Source organism: Sunxiuqinia sp. sy24, from assembly GCF_052677165.1.
In genome coordinates this window covers 14,469-33,981 of the sequence record NZ_JBQYLH010000012.1, presented here as the reverse complement: position 1 = coordinate 33,981, position 19,513 = coordinate 14,469, and the positions used below count along the sequence as shown (strand labels likewise).

The 19,513-nt window shown below is 41.1% G+C and carries 17 protein-coding genes and 4 tRNA genes; 19 read left to right on the top strand and 2 right to left on the bottom strand.

What is annotated here, in order from left to right:
- Positions 1–107: 107 nt before the first annotated feature.
- From ACUNWA_RS11545 to ACUNWA_RS11455, 19 genes are all read left to right on the top strand, one after another.
- A complete protein-coding gene (locus ACUNWA_RS11545) occupies positions 108–1,469 on the top strand; it encodes a sodium-dependent transporter (RefSeq protein WP_445592065.1) in 1,362 nt (453 codons plus the stop codon).
- A 140-nt stretch (positions 1,470–1,609) separates the two neighbouring features.
- Positions 1,610–2,521 (top strand): helix-hairpin-helix domain-containing protein, encoded by a 912-nt coding sequence (locus tag ACUNWA_RS11540; RefSeq protein ID WP_445592064.1) that lies wholly within the window; start codon positions 1,610–1,612, stop codon positions 2,519–2,521.
- 135 nt (positions 2,522–2,656) lie between these two features.
- Entirely contained in the window at positions 2,657–2,848 is a 192-nt protein-coding gene (gene rpsU / locus ACUNWA_RS11535) for a 30S ribosomal protein S21 (protein WP_445592063.1), read from the top strand.
- 44 nt (positions 2,849–2,892) lie between these two features.
- Positions 2,893–3,777, top strand: coding sequence for a tyrosine-type recombinase/integrase (locus ACUNWA_RS11530; RefSeq protein ID WP_445592062.1), 885 nt, complete (start codon positions 2,893–2,895; stop codon positions 3,775–3,777).
- Positions 3,778–3,797: 20 nt separating this feature from the next.
- On the top strand, positions 3,798–4,100 hold the full coding sequence (gene hpf, locus ACUNWA_RS11525) for a ribosome hibernation-promoting factor, HPF/YfiA family (protein WP_445592061.1): 303 nt from the start codon (positions 3,798–3,800) through the stop codon (positions 4,098–4,100).
- A 170-nt stretch (positions 4,101–4,270) separates the two neighbouring features.
- A tRNA-Thr gene (locus ACUNWA_RS11520) sits at positions 4,271–4,344 on the top strand.
- 79 nt (positions 4,345–4,423) lie between these two features.
- Positions 4,424–4,506: transfer RNA gene (locus ACUNWA_RS11515), tRNA-Tyr, on the top strand.
- An 83-nt stretch (positions 4,507–4,589) separates the two neighbouring features.
- A tRNA-Gly gene (locus ACUNWA_RS11510) sits at positions 4,590–4,662 on the top strand.
- A gap of 79 nt (positions 4,663–4,741) precedes the next feature.
- Positions 4,742–4,813, top strand: a tRNA-Thr gene (locus ACUNWA_RS11505).
- Positions 4,814–4,854: 41 nt separating this feature from the next.
- Complete coding sequence (tuf, locus tag ACUNWA_RS11500) at positions 4,855–6,042, top strand: elongation factor Tu (protein ID WP_445592060.1); 1,188 nt, start codon at positions 4,855–4,857, stop codon at positions 6,040–6,042.
- Between the two features lie 141 nt (positions 6,043–6,183).
- Positions 6,184–6,375: a preprotein translocase subunit SecE gene (gene secE, locus ACUNWA_RS11495; RefSeq protein ID WP_445592059.1), complete on the top strand. Its 192-nt coding sequence runs from the start codon at positions 6,184–6,186 to the stop codon at positions 6,373–6,375.
- Positions 6,376–6,392: 17 nt separating this feature from the next.
- Positions 6,393–6,941 (top strand): transcription termination/antitermination protein NusG, encoded by a 549-nt coding sequence (nusG, locus tag ACUNWA_RS11490; RefSeq protein WP_299584333.1) that lies wholly within the window; start codon positions 6,393–6,395, stop codon positions 6,939–6,941.
- Positions 6,942–6,963: 22 nt separating this feature from the next.
- Positions 6,964–7,407 carry a 50S ribosomal protein L11 gene (gene rplK / locus ACUNWA_RS11485; RefSeq protein WP_445592058.1) on the top strand — a complete coding sequence of 148 codons (444 nt, stop codon included), beginning with the start codon at positions 6,964–6,966 and terminating at the stop codon, positions 7,405–7,407.
- 14 nt (positions 7,408–7,421) lie between these two features.
- Positions 7,422–8,120, top strand: a complete 699-nt coding sequence (gene rplA / locus ACUNWA_RS11480) for a 50S ribosomal protein L1 (protein WP_445592057.1) — start codon at positions 7,422–7,424, stop codon at positions 8,118–8,120.
- 11 nt (positions 8,121–8,131) lie between these two features.
- Positions 8,132–8,650, top strand: coding sequence for a 50S ribosomal protein L10 (gene rplJ, locus ACUNWA_RS11475; RefSeq protein ID WP_445592056.1), 519 nt, complete (start codon positions 8,132–8,134; stop codon positions 8,648–8,650).
- Between the two features lie 37 nt (positions 8,651–8,687).
- Positions 8,688–9,065, top strand: a complete 378-nt coding sequence (rplL, locus tag ACUNWA_RS11470) for a 50S ribosomal protein L7/L12 (RefSeq protein WP_445592055.1) — start codon at positions 8,688–8,690, stop codon at positions 9,063–9,065.
- 110 nt (positions 9,066–9,175) lie between these two features.
- On the top strand, positions 9,176–12,988 hold the full coding sequence (gene rpoB, locus ACUNWA_RS11465) for a DNA-directed RNA polymerase subunit beta (RefSeq protein WP_445592054.1): 3,813 nt from the start codon (positions 9,176–9,178) through the stop codon (positions 12,986–12,988).
- A 51-nt stretch (positions 12,989–13,039) separates the two neighbouring features.
- Positions 13,040–17,317: a DNA-directed RNA polymerase subunit beta' gene (rpoC, locus tag ACUNWA_RS11460; RefSeq protein ID WP_445592053.1), complete on the top strand. Its 4,278-nt coding sequence runs from the start codon at positions 13,040–13,042 to the stop codon at positions 17,315–17,317.
- Between the two features lie 2 nt (positions 17,318–17,319).
- Positions 17,320–17,640: a DUF3467 domain-containing protein gene (locus tag ACUNWA_RS11455; protein ID WP_445592052.1), complete on the top strand. Its 321-nt coding sequence runs from the start codon at positions 17,320–17,322 to the stop codon at positions 17,638–17,640.
- Between the two features lie 76 nt (positions 17,641–17,716).
- Here the strand turns inward: ACUNWA_RS11455 and ACUNWA_RS11450 are convergent, their stop codons facing one another.
- Positions 17,717–19,003, bottom strand: a complete 1,287-nt coding sequence (locus ACUNWA_RS11450) for a citrate (Si)-synthase (protein ID WP_445592051.1) — start codon at positions 19,001–19,003, stop codon at positions 17,717–17,719.
- 200 nt (positions 19,004–19,203) lie between these two features.
- Entirely contained in the window at positions 19,204–19,419 is a 216-nt protein-coding gene (locus tag ACUNWA_RS11445; protein WP_445592050.1) for a dodecin family protein, read from the bottom strand.
- Positions 19,420–19,513 lie beyond the last annotated feature (94 nt).

The window sequence follows — 19,513 nt, the reverse complement described above, 5'->3', positions numbered from 1 at the left end:
AGATGTTTTTTTTGAATGCAATGAAAATATTTTGCATTTTTGCGCCCTCGTAGGAAAGAACTAAAAGCAAAGCGCAGTAAATTGTGTTAAATTAAAACTTAGAGACTATGTCTGGAATACCAACTGCCCGTGATTCATTTGGGAGCAAATTTGGCGTGATCGCTGCAACTGCAGGTTCTGCTATCGGTTTAGGAAATATCTGGCGATTCCCTTACGTCGTTGGAGAAAATGGCGGTGGAGCCTTTTTGATCATCTACCTTGGATTTGTGTTGGCAATTGGCTTGCCGGTCATGCTATCCGAGTTTATTATCGGACGCAGTTCTCAGCGGAATGCTTTTGGTGCCTTTAAATCTCTTGCGCCAGGTAAGCCTTGGTATTTGGTTGGAGTGATGGGTGTGGTGGCTGCTTTTATGATTTTATCTTTCTATACAGCCGTTGCCGGATGGACCTTAGAATATATTTACCAATCTTTCACCAATGGGTTTGCCGAAAAATCGTCAGAGGAATTGACTCGTATGTTTACTGATTTTAGGAGCGATAGCTGGCGTCCCCTGCTTTGGTTTTTTGTATTTATGGGACTAACTGCGCTGGTTATTATCGCGGGAGTGAAAAATGGCATCGAAAAATACACGAAGATTCTGATGCCCGTTTTGTTGCTGATTCTTGTTGTTTTGTGCATTCGGTCGATAACGCTGGAGGGGGCAGTAGGAGGGCTGGAGTTCTTGTTCAAACCCGATTTCTCTAAGATTACCGCACGGACGGTTTTAGAAGCCCTTGGGCAGGCTTTCTTCTCTTTGAGCATTGGTATGGGGACCTTGATTACCTATTCTTCCTATATTAATAAAAAGGAGACTCTGGGGAGTATTTCCTTCTCGGTAGCTATTGCTGATACTCTAATTGCTATTCTGGCTGGAGTTGCTATCTTTCCAGCTGTGTTTGCTTTTGGTATCGAGCCCGGGTCGGGTGAAGGGCTTGTGTATATTACGCTTCCGAATATTTTTCAGCAAATGGCCGGTGGTTATATTTTCTCCATTCTTTTCTTTTTGTTGCTAGGTGTTGCCGCATTAACGTCTACAATTTCAGTGTTGGAAGTTATTGTTGCGTATTTTGTGGAGGAGCTGAAGTTGACGCGCAAAAAAGCAACTTGGCTGGCCACGAGTTCGGTATCGGTCATTGGAATTATGTGCACCTTGTCGTGGGGAGCCATGAAAGATGTAGCATTGTTTGGCATGAATGTATTTTCTTTGCTCGATTTTATCTCAGCAAATGTATTGTTGCCTTTGGGTGGCTTGCTTATTGTTGTTTTTGTTGCCTGGTTTTTAGGTAAGGAAAAGGCAAAAGCTGAGTTGTCAAATGTGGGGCGGTTAAAAGTAGTTTATTTCCCTGCTTTTATGTTGATCATTAAATTTGTTGCTCCCATCGCGATTGCCTTGGTTTTTCTTCAGCAGATTGGATTGATTCAGTTGTAGGCTGTAAAATGGTCGGTTACTTGATGTCAGTGGAAGAGGAACAGATCGGTTGATTTCATTTTTCGCTTTTTTTGTTGTAATTTTTAAAATGGTTTTGTTTACAAGTTGGTTGTTGGCATGTATTTTAAAACAACAATACCGTGAGATTTCAGCAAATCATTCGAGAGTACTTTTCTTTTACAAAAAATGAGCGCATAGGACTGGTCATCCTGTTAGTGTTGATTGGCTTAATTCTAGCTGCAAATCAATTAATCTTTTATTTTGAAACTCCTGGCGTTATTGATTCTGAAAAGCTTCAAAAACTGATGGTCATGCTAGACGAGAAAAGGGCGATGGAGCAGGAACAAGCACAAGGAACTCTTTTTCGATTTGATCCGAATGCAATTGACAGCTTGATGTTGGATAGCCTTCAGTTGCCAAATTACGTAAAAAAGAACCTCATGCGTTACCGTTCCAAGGGCGGACGCTTCTACAAAGTCGCTGATATGCGTAAGATTTATGGGATGACCGATTCAATTTTTGATACTATTCAGCCTTATGTTCAAATCGTATTGCAAAATCATGAGCCACACAGGCCTGATGTCAATATTAAGAGAAGTAATGAGCCATTCCAGTCAGTGCATGAGCAAGTGCCTCTTAATGCAGAGCTAAAGACGATCGAGATTAATACAGCAATGGCCGATGAGTTGAAGCAACTGCGAGGCATTGGTAAAGTGCTTTCGGTGCGCATTGTGAAATACCGGCGGCTTTTGGGTGGTTTTCACAGCTTCGATCAGCTTTATGAGGTTTATGGACTGAAACCGGAAACCATTGAAAACATTCTTCCGTATCTGAAACTAGATTCGGAACAAGTTGGGCAAATCAATGTCAATTTTGCTGACGTGGAGGATTTCGCCCGGCATCCATATATTTCATTTGAACTTGCCAAGGCCTTAGTGGCCTTCCGCTCCGAAAATGGCTTCGTGACTAAGCTGCAAGTTTTAAGAGAAAAGAATGTGATTAGCGAGACTGATTTTCAAAAAATTGTTCCTTATCTGAAAACTAAAAACTAATTGTACTTGTTTGTTTTCGTAGGTTTTAACGGATTCGAAAATATTATCTGTTTATTTTTTAGTTATAAATTTGATTAATACGGTAGAATTCATAAATTTGCGGCTCGAAATTTAAACAGTTAAAAATAAAATTATATGATCGTTATTCCTGTTAAAGAAGGCGAAAATATCGAAAGAGCCCTTAAGAGATTCAAGAGAAAGTTTGAAAAAACTGGCGTGATTAAAGAGTTACGTGGAAGACAAGCCTTCACGAAACCTTCTGTAGAAAGAAGAGTTGAGATTAAAAAGGCTATCTATATTGAACAAATGCAACGCGAAGAAGACTAAATTATTTTAGCCGATTCCTGATTGCAGCATAAAGACTTTGTTTAATGTCCTACCGGGAATCATTTCTGAGATATTTGAAATTCGAGAAAAGGTGTTCAGAGAACACTCTAGTAGCTTACAGAAAAGACCTCGATCAGTTTGAAGAGTTTGTTTTCAAAACGGTCGGGGATTTTAATGTTCTAGCGGTTGATACAAAATTAATCCGGAGCTGGGTTGTTGAGTTGATGGATCAAGGAAGCGCGGCGAAAACCGTAACACGTAAAATTACGTCTTTGAAATCCTTTTTTCGATACTTGCTGCGCCAGGAATTAATTGATATCAGCCCGGCTGATGGTGTGATAATGCCCAAAGTGCCCAAGCGGCTTCCCATTTTTGTTTCTGAAGATAATTTGCATCACCTTCTGGACGATGGCTATTTTAAGTCTGACTTTGAAGGGGTGAGAGATAAATTGATTTTAAGCATGTTTTATGGTACTGGGATTCGACTATCAGAATTGATTAATCTGAAGCAAAATCAGATATTTTTGAGCGAGCACTTAGTTAAAGTCCTTGGAAAGAATAATAAGGAGCGAATTGTTCCCTATCCCCGAAGCTTAAATTCCTTGATTGAGGAATATATTTTAATTCGGGATGCATCGTTTGGAGTCGGTGTCCAGCAATTTTTTTTAACGTCCAAGGGAAAAAAGGTCTACGAAAAATTGGTTTATCGCGTGGTGAAAAAGTATCTTGCACTGGTAACAACATTGGAGAAAAAGAGTCCTCATGTATTACGTCACAGTTTTGCGACACACTTGTTGAATCATGGGGCCGATTTAAATGCCGTTAAAGAGTTGTTGGGGCATAGTAATCTTGCAGCAACGCAGGTTTACACCCATACAACGACGGATAGACTTCAAAGCATATATAAACAAGCTCATCCGAGAGCCTAAAATTTAGAGGAGGAAAAATTATGAACCTTAACTTGAATGCTGTTCATTTTACGCCAGATCAAAAGTTGGTAGACTTTGCGAGTAAGAAAATAAATAAACTGGATACCTTTTTTGACGGTGTTATATCCGCAGAATTAATACTGAAGGTTTTAAAACCTGAAACTGTCGATAATAAGATTGCTGAACTTAAATTATCAATCCCTTCTAAAGGATATTTGTTTGCCAAAAAGGAAGCTGATACGTTCGAAGAGGCCATTGATTTGGCAACGGACGCAATTCGGCGCCAGCTTACGAAATTCAAAGAAAAAATGAAGGAGAAATAATTTCAAAAAAAGCTTTAATTCCTGTGAATTAATTAAAAATATTTATACATTTGCAAACCCTTTTTGGACAAGTCTCTGATTAGTTAGAGCTTAAAGGATGATGAGCCTCTGTGAGCCTATACGATAGGCTGATTCGTGGGGTTTTGGCTTGGAGTTCAAAGAGGGATGCTGCCGAATTAGCTCAGTTGGCCAGAGCACGTGATTTGTAATCTCGGGGTCCTCAGTTCGAATCTGAGATTCGGCTCAGTGAAAGGTGGGTTTGTTACCGCTGAAGTTCGGGTAGCGGTTGGATTGAATTAACAAGCGTTCAACGATATAGTAATGGGGAGATACCAAAGTGGCCAACTGGGGCAGACTGTAAATCTGCTGTCTTATGACTTCGTAGGTTCGAATCCTGCTCTCCCCACTATCGGAAAATTGCTAATTGCTAAAAAAACAATTCTGGATATTTGGAATTGAAAGCTAGGAATAAGAAATTTGCCGAGTATTGCGGGAGTAGCTCAGCTGATAGAGCATTAGCCTTCCAAGCTAAGGGTCGCGGGTTTGAATCCCGTCTCCCGCTCAAAAATATGAAGATGGATAATTGAGTGAGAAAAGATTGAAGTTTTTCAATCAACAACTAGAAGATTAGAAGTCGAAAAGCCGGGGTAGCTCAGGGGTAGAGCGCATCCTTGGTAAGGATGAGGTCGTGAGTTCAATTCTCATCCCTGGCTCAAGATAAATAAATAGAAAAGATAATTAATAATTACGAGTTATGGCTAAAGAACATTTTAATAGGGATAAAGACCATGTGAACATTGGTACTATTGGCCACGTTGACCATGGAAAAACAACCCTGACAGCTGCTATTACAACTGTATTAGCAAAAAAAGGTTTTTCTGAAGTAAAATCATTTGATTCAATCGACAGTGCACCTGAAGAAAAAGAGCGTGGTATTACTATTAATACAGCTCACGTAGAGTATCAGACTGCTACACGTCACTATGCGCACGTTGACTGTCCTGGTCACGCTGACTACGTTAAGAACATGGTAACTGGTGCTGCTCAGATGGACGGTGCTATTATTGTTGTGGCTGCAACTGATGGTCCTATGCCTCAAACACGCGAACACATCTTGTTGGCTCGTCAGGTAAACGTACCTAGGTTGGTTGTTTTCATGAACAAAGTTGACATGGTTGAAGATCCAGAATTGTTGGAATTGGTTGAAATGGAAATCCGCGAATTGTTGGACTTCTACGAATTCGACGGTGACAACGCTCCTGTAATTCAAGGTTCTGCTCTTGGAGCGCTGAACGGCGAGCCAGAATGGGAAGAAAAAGTTATGGAATTGATGGAAGCTTGTGATACTTGGATTCCACTGCCTCCACGTGACATTGACAAGCCATTCTTGATGCCTGTTGAAGACGTATTCTCAATTACTGGTCGTGGTACTGTTGCTACTGGTCGTATCGAAACTGGCGTTGTTCATACTGGTGATGAACTGCAGTTGATTGGTTTAGGTGCTGAAGGTCGTAAAACCGTTTGTACTGGTGTTGAAATGTTCCGTAAGATTTTGGATGATGGTCAAGCTGGTGACAACGTTGGTTTGTTGCTTCGTGGTGTTGACAAAAAGGAAATCAAGCGTGGTCAAATTCTGGCGAAACCAGGTTCAATCACTCCTCACACTAAATTTAAAGCTGAGGTTTACGTATTGAAAAAAGAAGAAGGTGGACGTCATACGCCATTCCATAACAAATACCGTCCTCAGTTTTACTTGCGTACTCTTGACGTAACAGGTGAAATTAACTTAGAAGAAGGACGCGAAATGGTAATGCCAGGTGACAACGTAACAATTGTTGTAAACTTGATTTACCCTGTAGCCTTGAACACAGGTCTTCGTTTCGCTATCCGCGAAGGTGGACGTACTGTTGGTGCAGGTCAGGTTACTGAAATTCTTGAGTAATACAAGACACAAAATAGTCAAAGAATGTCCCGAACCTTGTGGTTCGGGACTCTTTACGGATGAAACTCGGTAGGGAGTTTTTTATGCGTTATAGAAGCAGGTTCGATTCTTGCCATCCGACCAACTAATAAAAAACAAAGAATGAAACTTAAACTCTATTTCGAAGAAGCTTACAATGAACTTGTTCATAAAGTTTCTTGGCCAACTTGGAAAGAGTTGCAGAATAGTGCATTTATCGTGATGGTTGCTTCCTTTATAATAGCACTTGTTGTATTCTTAATGGATATCTCTTTTGAGAACATTATGAACTTTGTGTACAGTTTATTTTATTAATACGATTGGAGATCGACATGAGCGAAATTGTCAAAAAATGGTATGTTCTTCGTACTGTTGGAGGTAAAGAGAAGAAGGTCAAAGAATATATCGAAAGCGAAATTGCAAATGCTGGACTTCAGGAGTATGTTTCACAGGTATTAATTCCGACTGAAAAGGTTTATCAAATCCGTAATGGGAAAAAAGTAAGCAAAGAGCGTAACTTCTTTCCAGGTTATCTTTTGATAGAGGCGGCTCTGGTAGGTGAGATCCCACACATGTTGAAAAATATTACCAACGTGATCGGGTTCTTAGGTGACACCAAAGGAGGAGATCCTGTACCAATGCGTCAGTCAGAAGTCAACCGTATTTTAGGTAGGGTTGATGAAATGGCAGAAAATGACGAGGAAATTAATATTCCTTATGTGGTTGGAGAAACTGTGAAAGTTACGGACGGTCCTTTTAATGGATTCAACGGAATCATTGAAGAAATCAATGAGGAAAAGAAAAAGTTGAAAGTGATGGTCAAAATTTTTGGACGTAAAACACCCTTGGAACTTAGCTTTATGCAAGTTGAAAAGGAGTAGTTAAATTTTTATTGATTTTATTATGGCTAAAGAAGTTGCTGGATTAATTAAGTTACAGATTAAGGGGGGTGCAGCTAACCCTTCACCTCCGGTAGGACCAGCATTAGGTGCCAAAGGGGTTAACATTATGCAGTTCTGCAAGCAGTTTAACGGCCGGACACAAGAGCTAGCTGGTAAAGTGCTCCCGGTAATTATTACTGTTTATGCAGATAAATCGTTTGATTTTGTAATTAAACAACCCCCAGTAGCCATTCAATTGCTCGAAGCCGCTAAATTGAAATCAGGATCAGCTGAACCACACGTGAAAAAAGTGGGAAAAGTTAGCTGGGATCAGGTTCAAACGATTGCAGAATCGAAAATGTCTGATTTGAACTGTTTCAATGTGGAATCTGCTATGAAAATGGTTGCTGGTACTGCCAGAAGCATGGGAATTAACGTAACAGGGAAATTTCCATCCAATAACTAATTAAAATTTTAAAGATGGGCAGAATTACAAAAAATAAAAAGCTTGCTCAGGAGAAACTCGAAAAGGATAAATTCTATTCACTCAATGAAGCTGCAGCTTTGTTAAAAGAAATTACTTTTACAAAGTTTGACGCCTCAGTGGATATGGATGTTCGCCTTGGAGTGGACCCTCGAAAAGCCAATCAGATGGTTAGAGGCGTTGTATCCTTACCCCATGGAACTGGTAAAGAAGTTCGTGTATTAGCTTTGGTAACTCCCGACAAAGAGGCGGAAGCCAAAGAAGCTGGTGCAGACTTTGTTGGTCTTGATGATTACATCGAGAAAATCAAAGGCGGATGGACTGATTTCGACGTGGTTATTACCATGCCACCAGTGATGGGAAAGGTTGGCCCGCTAGGTCGGGTTTTAGGACCCCGTGGTTTGATGCCTAATCCAAAAAGCGGTACCGTTACTATGGATATCGGTAAAGCGGTTGGTGAAGTAAAACAAGGTAAGATTGATTTTAAGGTTGATAAATTCGGAATTATTCACGCATCTGTTGGAAAAGTCTCTTTTTCTGAAGATAAAATTGTGGAAAATGCGCAAGAATTCATCAGCACTATTCTCAAATTGAAACCTTCAGCTGCCAAAGGTACTTATGTAAAAAGTATTTACCTGTCAAGCACAATGAGTCCTGGAATTCAAGTTGAACCAAAGTCAGTTTCTGACAAGTAAAAATTGTATAGATGAAAAGATCAGAAAAAATAGAGATTATTGATAATCTGACTGAACAGATCAACTCTTACAATCATTTTTACCTGGCAGATATCGCCGACCTTAATGCACAAGACTCAAGTAGTTTAAGGCGCCTATGTTTTACCAAAGAAGTAAAACTGGTTGTAGTTAAGAATACACTATTACGTAAAGCTTTAGAGAATTCTGAAAAGAATACTGACGAGCTTTATGAAACTCTCAAAGGTAATACTTCGATCATGTTCTGTGAGGTTGGAAACACGCCTGCAAAACTGATTAAAGAATTCTCAAAAAAGCATAAAAAGCCTGTTTTAAAAGCTGCTTATGTTGAAGAATCAGTTTATGTTGGCGAAAACCAATTAGAAGCATTATCAACAATCAAGTCTAAGGACGAATTACTAGGCGATTTGATCGGCCTGCTACAATCACCAATGAAAACAGTTATTGGTCAGTTGCAGTCAGGTGGAAACAAAATCCACGGTATCCTTCAGACACTTTCAGAAAAAGAATAAATTTAGTTACAATTTTATAGCATAAAAATTAGAGGAAATGGCAGATTTAAAAGCACTTGCAGAAGAGTTAGTAAACTTGACTGTGAAAGACGTCAATGAATTAGCTGACATTTTAAAAGAAGAATATGGAATCGAACCTGCAGCTGCCGCTGTAGCTGTTGCTGGACCTGCCGCTGGTGGTGAAGAAGCTGCTGCTGCTGAGCAAACAGAATTCGACGTAATCTTAAAAGCAGCTGGTAGTTCAAAGTTAGCAGTTGTTAAGTTAGTAAAAGAATTGACTGGCTTAGGTCTTAAAGAAGCAAAAGAAGTTGTTGACGGAGCACCTAAAGCAATCAAAGAAAAAGTTTCAAAAGACGAAGCAGAAGCATTAAAAAGTCAGTTGGAAGAAGCTGGGGCTGAAGTTGAACTTAAATAAGAGACTTAGGGCCTTTTATTAGGTCAGATAATGGTTTAGAACCTCACTGTCGTGGGGTTCTAAGCCTTTTTGTATATTTATGTATTAAGTTCACTTAATTTTGTTGATACATGTCGTTAAACACTGAAAATCAGAGAATTAACTTCTCCTCCACCAAAACTAAATTTGATTATCCTGATTTCCTGGAAGTTCAAGTGAAATCGTTCGTCGATTTTTTTCAGTTGGTAACTACTCCTGAAAATAGAAAGAGCGAAGGCTTGTACAAAGTCTTTGAAGAAAACTTCCCGATCACGGATACTCGAAATAACTTCGTTTTAGAATTTCTTGATTACCAGGTTGACCCGCCGAGGTATTCTATCGAGGAATGTATTGAACGAGGCTTGACCTTTAGCGTTCCGCTTAAGGCAAAATTGAAGTTGTACTGTACAGACCCGGAACACGAAGATTTTGATACCGTTATTCAGGATGTATATCTGGGAACTGTTCCCTACATGACTGAAAGAGGTACCTTCGTAATCAATGGAGCTGAACGCGTTGTCGTGTCGCAGTTACACCGCTCTCCTGGGGTTTTCTTCGGACAAAGTTTACACGCAAACGGTACGAAACTTTATTCGGCACGTATTATCCCATTTAAAGGGTCATGGATCGAATTCGCAACGGACATTAACTCTGTCATGTTTGCTTATATCGACCGTAAGAAAAAATTACCTGTAACTACCTTGTTACGGGCCATCGGATACGAAAGCGATAAAGATATTCTCGAAATATTTGGATTAGCTGATGAAATTAAAGTATCCAAATCCGGTTTAAAGAAAGTTGTTGGAAGAAAATTGGCTGCCCGTGTTTTGAAAACTTGGGTTGAGGACTTTGTGGATGAAGACACCGGAGAAGTAGTTTCTATTGAACGAAATGAAGTTGTCATTGACCGTGAAACGGTTGTTGAGAATGACCATATTGAAGAGATTCTGGATTCAGGCACAAAAACGATTTTGTTGCATAAGGAAGATCAGAATTTACAAGATTTTGCCATTATATATAATACGCTTCAAAAAGACCCATGTAACTCGGAAAAAGAAGCCGTATTGCACATATATCGTCAGTTACGTAATGCAGAACCGCCCGATGAGGCTACTGCCCGTGATGTAATTGATAAATTATTTTTCTCTGAAAAGCGTTACGACTTAGGAGAAGTTGGACGTTACCGTATCAACAAAAAGTTAGGCCTAAATATCGACATCGATACGCAGGTACTCACCAAGGAAGATATTATTGAGATCATCAAATATTTGATCAAGCTGGTCAATGCCAAAACAGATGTTGATGATATTGACCACTTGAGCAACCGTCGTGTTCGTACAGTAGGCGAGCAGATGTTTAACCAGTTTGGTGTTGGTTTGGCACGTATGGCTCGTACTATCCGCGAACGAATGAATGTGCGGGACAATGAGGTGTTTACTCCAATTGATCTGATCAATTCAAAAACACTTTCATCCGTTATTAATTCATTTTTCGGTACCAATGCTTTGTCTCAGTTTATGGATCAAACCAATCCATTGGCCGAGATGACCCACAAACGACGTATGTCGGCCTTGGGACCAGGTGGTCTCTCGCGTGAAAGAGCTGGTTTCGAAGTTCGTGACGTTCACTTTACACACTACGGACGACTGTGTCCTATTGAAACGCCTGAGGGACCAAACATTGGTTTGATTTCTTCATTGTGTGTTTTTGCAAAAGTAACTGACCTCGGCTTTATCTCTACACCGTATCGGAAAGTTGAAAATGGTAAAGTTGATTTGTCAGAAGAAGGAGTAGTTTACCTGACTGCTGAGGAAGAAGAAGGAAAAGTTATTGCGCAGGCCAATGCGCCTATCGATGATGAAGGTTGCTTTATTAACCAACGTGTAAAATCACGTTTGGAAGGTGACTATCCGATCGTTGAAAAAGATGAAGTACAGTTGATGGACGTAGGTCCTAACCAGATCGCTTCTGTAGCTGCCTCATTGATTACTTTCCTGGAGCATGATGATGCCAACCGTGCATTAATGGGATCGAACATGATGCGTCAGGCAGTACCTCTGCTGAGACCGGAGGCTCCAATTGTAGGAACTGGCTTGGAAGGTAGTGCTGCGCGTGATTCTCGTGTTCAGGTTTCCGCAACAGGCGAAGGAGAAATCGAATATGTTGATGCGAATGAAATCATTGTTCGGTATGACAAGACTGACGATGAGAAATTCGTGAGCTTCGAACCAGAAGTGGTTTCTTATAGATTACCCAAATATCAAAAAACGAACCAAGGAACAGTGATGGACCTTAAACCAATTGTGTTTAAAGGTCAGCGTGTTTCTAAAGGGGAAGTGATGACTGAAGGGTATGCGACGCAAGGAGGCGAATTAGCTCTTGGGCGTAACCTGAAAGTAGCCTTCATGCCTTGGAAAGGATATAACTATGAGGATGCGATTGTAATTTCCGAGCGTGTTGTTCGGGATGACATCCTGACTTCAATTCATATCGATGAATATTCGCTGGAAGTTCGCGACACCAAGCGTGGGGTTGAAGAATTCACTTCAGATATTCCGAACGTTAGTGAAGAAGCTACTCGTAATTTGGATGAAGCTGGTCTGATTCGTGTTGGAGCCAATGTGAAACCTGGCGACATCATGATCGGTAAGATTACTCCGAAAGGGGAATCTGATCCTTCTCCGGAAGAAAAATTGCTTCGTGCAATCTTTGGTGATAAAGCCGGTGATGTGAAAGATGCTTCTTTGAAAGCTTCACCATCACTGAAAGGCGTTGTTATCGAGAAAAAATTATTCTCAAGGGTTGTCAAGGATAAAAAAGGCAAAATGGCTACCAAGCCGTTGCTTGACCAAATTGACGAAGAGTTTGAGCGTGCAGCACGATCTGTCCGGGCAAAACTTGAAGATAAGTTATTTGCCATGGTAAATGGAAAAACAAGCCAGGGAGTGAAAGACTACTACGGTGGCGACATCATTCCAAAAGGCGTTAAGTTTACCTTGAAGCAACTCCAGGAAGTGGATTACTTAACAGTCAATCCATCAAAATGGACTACAGACAAAGAGAAAAATGATCTGATTTTCAGATTGATTATTAACTATATTCAAAAGCATAAAGAACACGAGGCCGTTGCTCGTCGTAAACGTTACAACGTAACTATTGGCGATGAACTTCCTGCAGGAATTATTCAGCTGGCCAAAGTTTATGTTGCTAAGAAGCGGAAACTTCAGATTGGGGATAAAATGGCAGGACGTCACGGTAACAAGGGTATTGTTTCCCGGATTGTACGTGATGAAGACATGCCATTCCTGGAAGACGGTTCTACTGTCGATATCGTGCTTAACCCACTAGGTGTGCCATCGCGTATGAACTTGGGACAGATTTATGAAACTGTTTTAGGTTGGGCCGGTAAAGAACTTGGATTGAAGTTTGCCACACCAATTTTTGATGGGGCCAGCCTCGAAGAAGTAACGGAGTACACGGACAAAGCAGGCGTTCCGGCTTATGGTAAAACCATCCTTCACGATGGGGAAACAGGTGAGCCATTTGACCAGCCAGCAACCGTTGGTATAATCTACATGCTGAAACTTGGTCACATGATTGAAGATAAGATGCATGCTCGTTCCATTGGACCATACTCGTTGATTACGCAGCAGCCATTGGGTGGTAAAGCACAGTTTGGTGGTCAGCGTTTTGGTGAGATGGAAGTTTGGGCACTGGAAGCTTTTGGAGCTTCTCATATTCTTCAGGAAATTCTGACTGTCAAGTCGGATGATGTACTGGGTCGTGCTAAAGCATACGAATCTATTGTGAAAGGTGAACCAATGCCACAAGCAGGTATCCCTGAATCATTGAATGTGTTGCTTCACGAATTACGCGGACTAGGTTTAAGTGTGACTTTGGATTAATTCCAAGCACACGAGTCCTTTTATTAACTTGATATAAATATACATCGATATATGGCATTCAGAAAAGATAATAAAGTTAAAAGTAATTTTGCCAAAATAGCGATTAGTCTTTCTTCGCCGGAAGAGATTCTGGAACGTTCTCATGGAGAAGTATTAAAACCCGAAACGATCAACTACCGAACGTATAAGCCAGAAAGAGATGGCTTGTTCTGCGAACGTATTTTTGGGCCGGTGAAAGACTATGAGTGTCATTGTGGTAAATACAAGCGTATTCGTTATAAGGGAATCGTATGTGACCGATGTGGTGTAGAAGTAACTGAGAAAAAAGTACGACGTGAGCGTATGGGACACATCTCTTTGGTGGTTCCTGTGGCGCATATCTGGTACTTCAAATCGTTACCCAATAAAATTGGTTACTTGCTTGGATTGCCTACCAAGAAGCTAGATACTATCATCTATTACGAAAGATACGTGGTTATTCAGCCCGGTATTAAAGGTCAGGATGGAATAAAAAAATTAGACTTCCTGACTGAAGAAGAATACCTGGATATCTTGGATACTCTACCAAAAGAGAACCAATATCTGGATGACGATGATCCAAACAAGTTCATTGCCAAAATGGGAGCTGAAGCACTTTATGGGTTGCTTGAGCGTATCGAATTGGATGAACTATCATATGATTTAAGACATAAAGCAAGTACTGAAACTTCACAGCAACGTAAAAACGAAGCTTTAAAACGTTTGCAGGTTGTTGAAGCATTCCGTGCCAGCAAAAATATCAACCGTCCGGAATGGATGATTGTAAAAGTTGTTCCTGTGATCCCACCTGATTTACGTCCGTTGGTTCCATTGGATGGAGGTCGTTTTGCGACGTCCGACTTGAATGACTTGTACCGTCGTGTAATTATCCGGAATAACCGGTTGAAACGATTGATCGAAATCAAAGCGCCGGAAGTCATTCTTCGTAATGAGAAACGGATGCTTCAAGAAGCGGTTGATTCATTATTTGACAACTCACGTAAATCCAACGCGGTAAAAACGGAAAATAACCGTGCCTTAAAATCTCTTTCTGATTCGTTGAAAGGAAAGCAAGGTCGTTTCCGTCAAAACTTGCTGGGTAAGCGAGTCGACTATTCAGCACGTTCAGTAATTGTTGTTGGACCAACCTTGAAATTGCATGAGTGTGGTCTTCCAAAAGATATGGCTGCCGAGCTTTACAAACCATTCATCATTCGGAAATTGATTGAGCGTGGTATTGTAAAAACGGTTAAGTCGGCTAAAAAGATTGTTGACCGCAAGGATCCAGTAGTCTGGGATATTCTGGAAAATGTATTGAAAGGACATCCGGTGATGTTGAACCGGGCACCCACCCTGCACCGTTTGTCAATTCAGGCATTCCAGCCAGTTTTGATCGAAGGTAAGGCGATCCAGTTGCACCCCTTGGTATGTACCGGATTCAACGCCGACTTTGACGGTGATCAGATGGCAGTTCACTTGCCATTAGGTAATGCCGCAATTCTGGAAACACAGTTGTTGATGCTTGCGTCTCACAACTTATTGAACCCTGCCAATGGAGCTCCTATCACAGTTCCTTCTCAGGACATGGTTTTGGGCTTGTACTACATGACCAAACACCGCGAGGGAGCCAAAGGACAAGGAATGACTTTCTATTCACCTGAAGAGGTGATTATTGCTTATAATGAAGGGCAGGTTGAAAAACATACCATCATTAAAGTGAAGGTAGAAGATGTTGATGAGAATGGTGAGCCATTTAGGCACATTCTTGAAACTACGGTTGGTCGTGTCATGTTCAACCAGGTTGTACCGGCTCAAGCTGGTTACATCAATGAATTGCTGACAAAAAAATCACTACGTACCATTATCTCTGACATCTTTAAAACAGCCGGGAACGCTGCCACTGTAGCCTTTCTGGATGACATTAAAGACATGGGATATAAGGCTGCTTATCATGGTGGTTTGTCGTTCAACCTGAGTGACGTTATCATTCCTGAGGATAAAGTAACCATTGTCGATAGTGGATATCAGGAAGTTGACGAAGTGATGGCTAACTATAACATGGGTTTCATTACCAACAATGAACGTTATAACCAGGTTATTGATATCTGGACACATGCCAATGCCAAGCTGACTAGCTCAGTGATGAAAACGATTAGTACCGATAAGCAAGGATTTAACTCCGTTTACATGATGCTTGACTCGGGTGCTCGTGGTTCGAAAGAACAGATTCGTCAGCTGTGCGGAATGCGTGGATTGATGGCGAAACCTCAAAAATCGGGCGCTACTGGTGCTCAGATTATTGAAAACCCAATTTTGGCAAACTTTAAAGAAGGATTGTCAGTTCAGGAGTACTTTATCTCTACTCACGGTGCTCGTAAAGGATTGGCGGATACCGCGCTGAAAACAGCAGATGCGGGTTACTTGACGCGTCGTTTGGTTGATGTATCTCAAGATGTAATCATTTCAGACGAAGACTGTGGTACCTTAAGAGGTTTGGTCGCTTCAGCGATTAAAAACAATGAAGAAGTTGTTGCTTCTCTTTTCGAACGTATTATTGGACGGACAACGGTTCATGATGTATTCCATCCGCTGACTGGCGAGCTGATTATTGGCACAGGTCAGATGATTACAGATGAAATTGGTCGGAAGATTGAAGAGTCTCCAATCGAGAGTGTTGAAATTCGTTCGGTACTGACTTGTGAAGCTAAAAATGGTGTATGTAGTAAATGTTACGGACGTAACCTGGCTACAGGCAACATGTCACAACGAGGAGAAGCCGTAGGTGTTATTGCTGCTCAGTCGATCGGCGAGCCAGGAACCCAGTTGACATTGCGTACTTTCCACGTTGGGGGTATCGCGGGTAACATCTCTTCTCAATCGATGGTTGAATCACGTTACGACGGTATCGCAGAGATTGAAGAATTGCGTGTTGTTGAAACGAAAGAAGAAACCGGTGAGAAAGTTGGTGTGGTGATTGGCCGTTTGGCTGAACTGAAAATTATTGATAAGAAAACAAGAATACCACTCTCTACTCATAGTATTCCTTACGGTTCTAAATTGTACATCGAAAATGGACAAGAAGTAACCAAAGGACAGAAAATTTGTGAATGGGACCCTTATAACGGTGTAATTATCTCTGAATTTAAAGGTAAGGTTGAATTTGATAACTTGATTGACGGAATTACGTTCCGTGAAGAATCAGATGAGCAAACCGGATATAAAGAGAAGGTTGTTATTGAGACCCGTGATAAAACGAAAAACCCATCTTTGCGAGTTCTGAATGAAAAAGGGGAAGTGATTCGTACGTACAACTTACCAGTAGGTGGTCACATCTCGGTAAGCGAAGGCGACACAATTATTGGAGGTCAGGTTTTGGCAAAAATCCCACGTGCTTCTGGTAAAGCAGGCGATATCACTGGAGGTCTTCCACGAGTAACTGAGCTGTTTGAGGCGCGTAACCCATCCAACCCTGCTGTTGTTTCGGAAGTTGATGGTGAAGTGTCTTTTGGTAAAATTAAGCGTGGTAACCGAGAGATTATTGTGACCACAAGATCTGGAGATGTTAAAAAGTACTTGGTACCACTTTCAAAACAGATCCTGGTACAGGAAAACGATTACATCCGCGCAGGAATTTCGCTTTCTGATGGAGCGATTACACCTTCCGACATCTTGGCTATTAAAGGACCAACTGCCGTTCAGGATTATATTTTGAATGAAGTGCAGGACGTTTACCGGATGCAGGGTGTACGTATCAACGATAAGCACTATGAGGTGATTATCCGTCAGATGATGCGTAAAGTTGAAATTCTGGACTCTGGTGACACCCGATTCCTGGAGAAACAAATCGTTGATAAAAACGAATTCGCTCACGAGAATGATTGGATTTACAATAAAAAAGTCGTTGTTGATCCGGGTGATTCAGAATTGCGTGCTGGCCAAATTGTAACAGCTCGTCGCCTACGTGATGAAAACTCAGTACTACGTCGTAAAGATAAAAAGCTGATTGAATCACGTGATGCGATCCCTGCAACTTCAAGCCAGATCCTCCAAGGAATCACACGTGCTGCTCTGCAAACAAGAAGTTGGTTGTCAGCAGCCTCATTCCAGGAAACCACTAAAGTATTGAACGAAGCAGCTATTCAAGGAAAAGTTGACTATTTGGACGGATTGAAAGAAAACGTCATCTGTGGTCACCTGATCCCTGCTGGTACTGGTTTGAAGGAATACAAAAACTTGGTGGTAGGTTCACGCGAAGAATATGACCGGATGGTTGATGTGAAAGAAACTGAAGGTCAAAAATACGAGGATTAATTATGTCAGAAGATAAGAATCAAAATCAGTTGAATATTGAATTGAGTGAGGAAGTAGCGCAGGGAACCTATTCGAACCTGGCGATTATTACACACTCTAGTTCAGAGTTTGTCCTTGACTTTGTTCGCATTATGCCTGGAATTCCAAAGGCCAATGTTAAGTCCCGGGTTATTTTGACTCCGGAACATGCCAAACGCCTTTTGATGGCTCTGGAAGACAATGTGAAGAAGTTCGAGCAACAACATGGTCCAATCAAAGTCAGTGGTCCGAGTAATCCAACGATTCCGCCAATGAATTTCGGAGGTCCAACAGCTGAGGCTTAATTCTTACAAATCATATTTAAAAAGCCGTTTCAACTTAATTGAAACGGCTTTTTTATTTTGTCGGTATTTGAGGTGACTATAATCCTTTGGTTAATCCTTTCAATCCTTGATTGGTAATGCTTTTCGGTCTGATTATTGGCTGGTTAAGGCCTCTTGCAATAATGTTTTGAGCACAGAACCCCAAAGTTCTTGATATACCAAACATCACCGTGTAGAAATCATAATGAGTCATCCCGTAGTGATAGAGCAGCGAGCCCGAAATGGCATCTACATTGGGCCAAGGATTAGCTATTTTCCCTCCTTTATAGTTTTTCAGAATTGGCGGAGTTACCTCGAATAGCTTTTTCACGGTTTTAAAATAGGGAGAATCGCTGCAATGGTTTTCTCCAAATCTCATGAAGGCCGTAAAGCGCGGATCGGTTTCTCTTAATACTGCATGTCCGTAACCCGGAATTACATTTCCAGAATTTAGTGTGTCGAGTACAAACAGATGAACTTCTTCTTTGCTGGCATCCAAGCCAAACTGGTCGTGAATACGAGTTATAAAATGCAAACACACTTGATTGGCTAAACCATGCAAAGGACCAGCCAGCCCATTTAAGCCAGCAGATGTCGCATAGAATATATTGGAAAGAGCGGAATTGACCACACGGGCTGTGAAGGCACTTACATTTCCGCCTTCATGATCACAATGTAGCACTAAGTACAACCGGATCAGATCAGCAAAGGATTTGTCTTTGTTGTTTATGCCAAGCATCTTTGTAAGGTTTCCAGCCATATCCAACTCCGCATCTGGGGGGATGAGGCGGCCGTTCATAAACAAAATCTTGTAAATTCCGGCGGCTAGTGACGGAAGTTTGGCAATCAGGTTTAAAGAATCTTTCAGTGTGTATTTCCAGTAGTCTGATTTGGGAATGCCTGCCAGGTATTTCTTCTTAAAAACCGATTCTCCCTCCATCGCTAATATTCCCATACTAAACATGGTCATCGGGTGGGTTTCTTGAGGAAGTGATTTAAGCATAGTCCAAACGTAGGCCGGTACTTCAGCTCGCTCGGCGAGTTCCTCTTTTAGCTCCGACAATTCGGAATCATTTGGAAATTCACCGGTACACAGAAGGAAGAAAATTTCTTCGGGGGTTTTTGCTTCAAATTCGGCGACACTGTAGCCACTGATGAAAAGTCCTTGATGTGGGTCAACGAAAGAGGTGTTGCAGACCATGGCCTTGAGACCTCGCATGCCACCCAAAAGGTGTTTAACGGTAATTTTTCCAATAACATGATCTTGGTGGCTTTCATAAATTTGCGTGATTTCCTTACACAAATTTGTAATTCGACGGTTTACCTTGGCTTCTAATTGTTTCATAGCTTTATAATTTAAGTGACAACGTTCCCTTAAGGGTTCCTGATAAATCAAAGTCAGCTAAATTATAAAGCAGGAAGCGGCATTAAGGGTCAGTGAGTTTAATGGTTAAATCAATTTGATGCATTTAATTTCTGGGTAAAACTTCCAGGATGTGATTTCCCATCATATCCTGGAAGATAGTTAGTTGTTCTCCTGGTGTTTTAATGATGTCCTTCAAATTTGAAGGAAACCTTCAGCTTCGTCCGGTAACTTTCAATTTTACCTTCATTAATTTGTATATCCATTTCTGTTACTTCGGCAATGCGTAAATCACGCAATGTTTCAGAAGCCTTGGAAATAGCATTCGCGGCGGCTTTTTCCCAGGATTCTTTACTGGTACCTACCAATTCAATAACTTTGTAAACGCTTTCTGGCATAATGACCTCCTTTTATTAGTGTTTTATAATTATTTACTCTTAAAATGGAGGAACGGTTTCGCAAAATCAGATGCTTGACAATAGGTTGAATGTG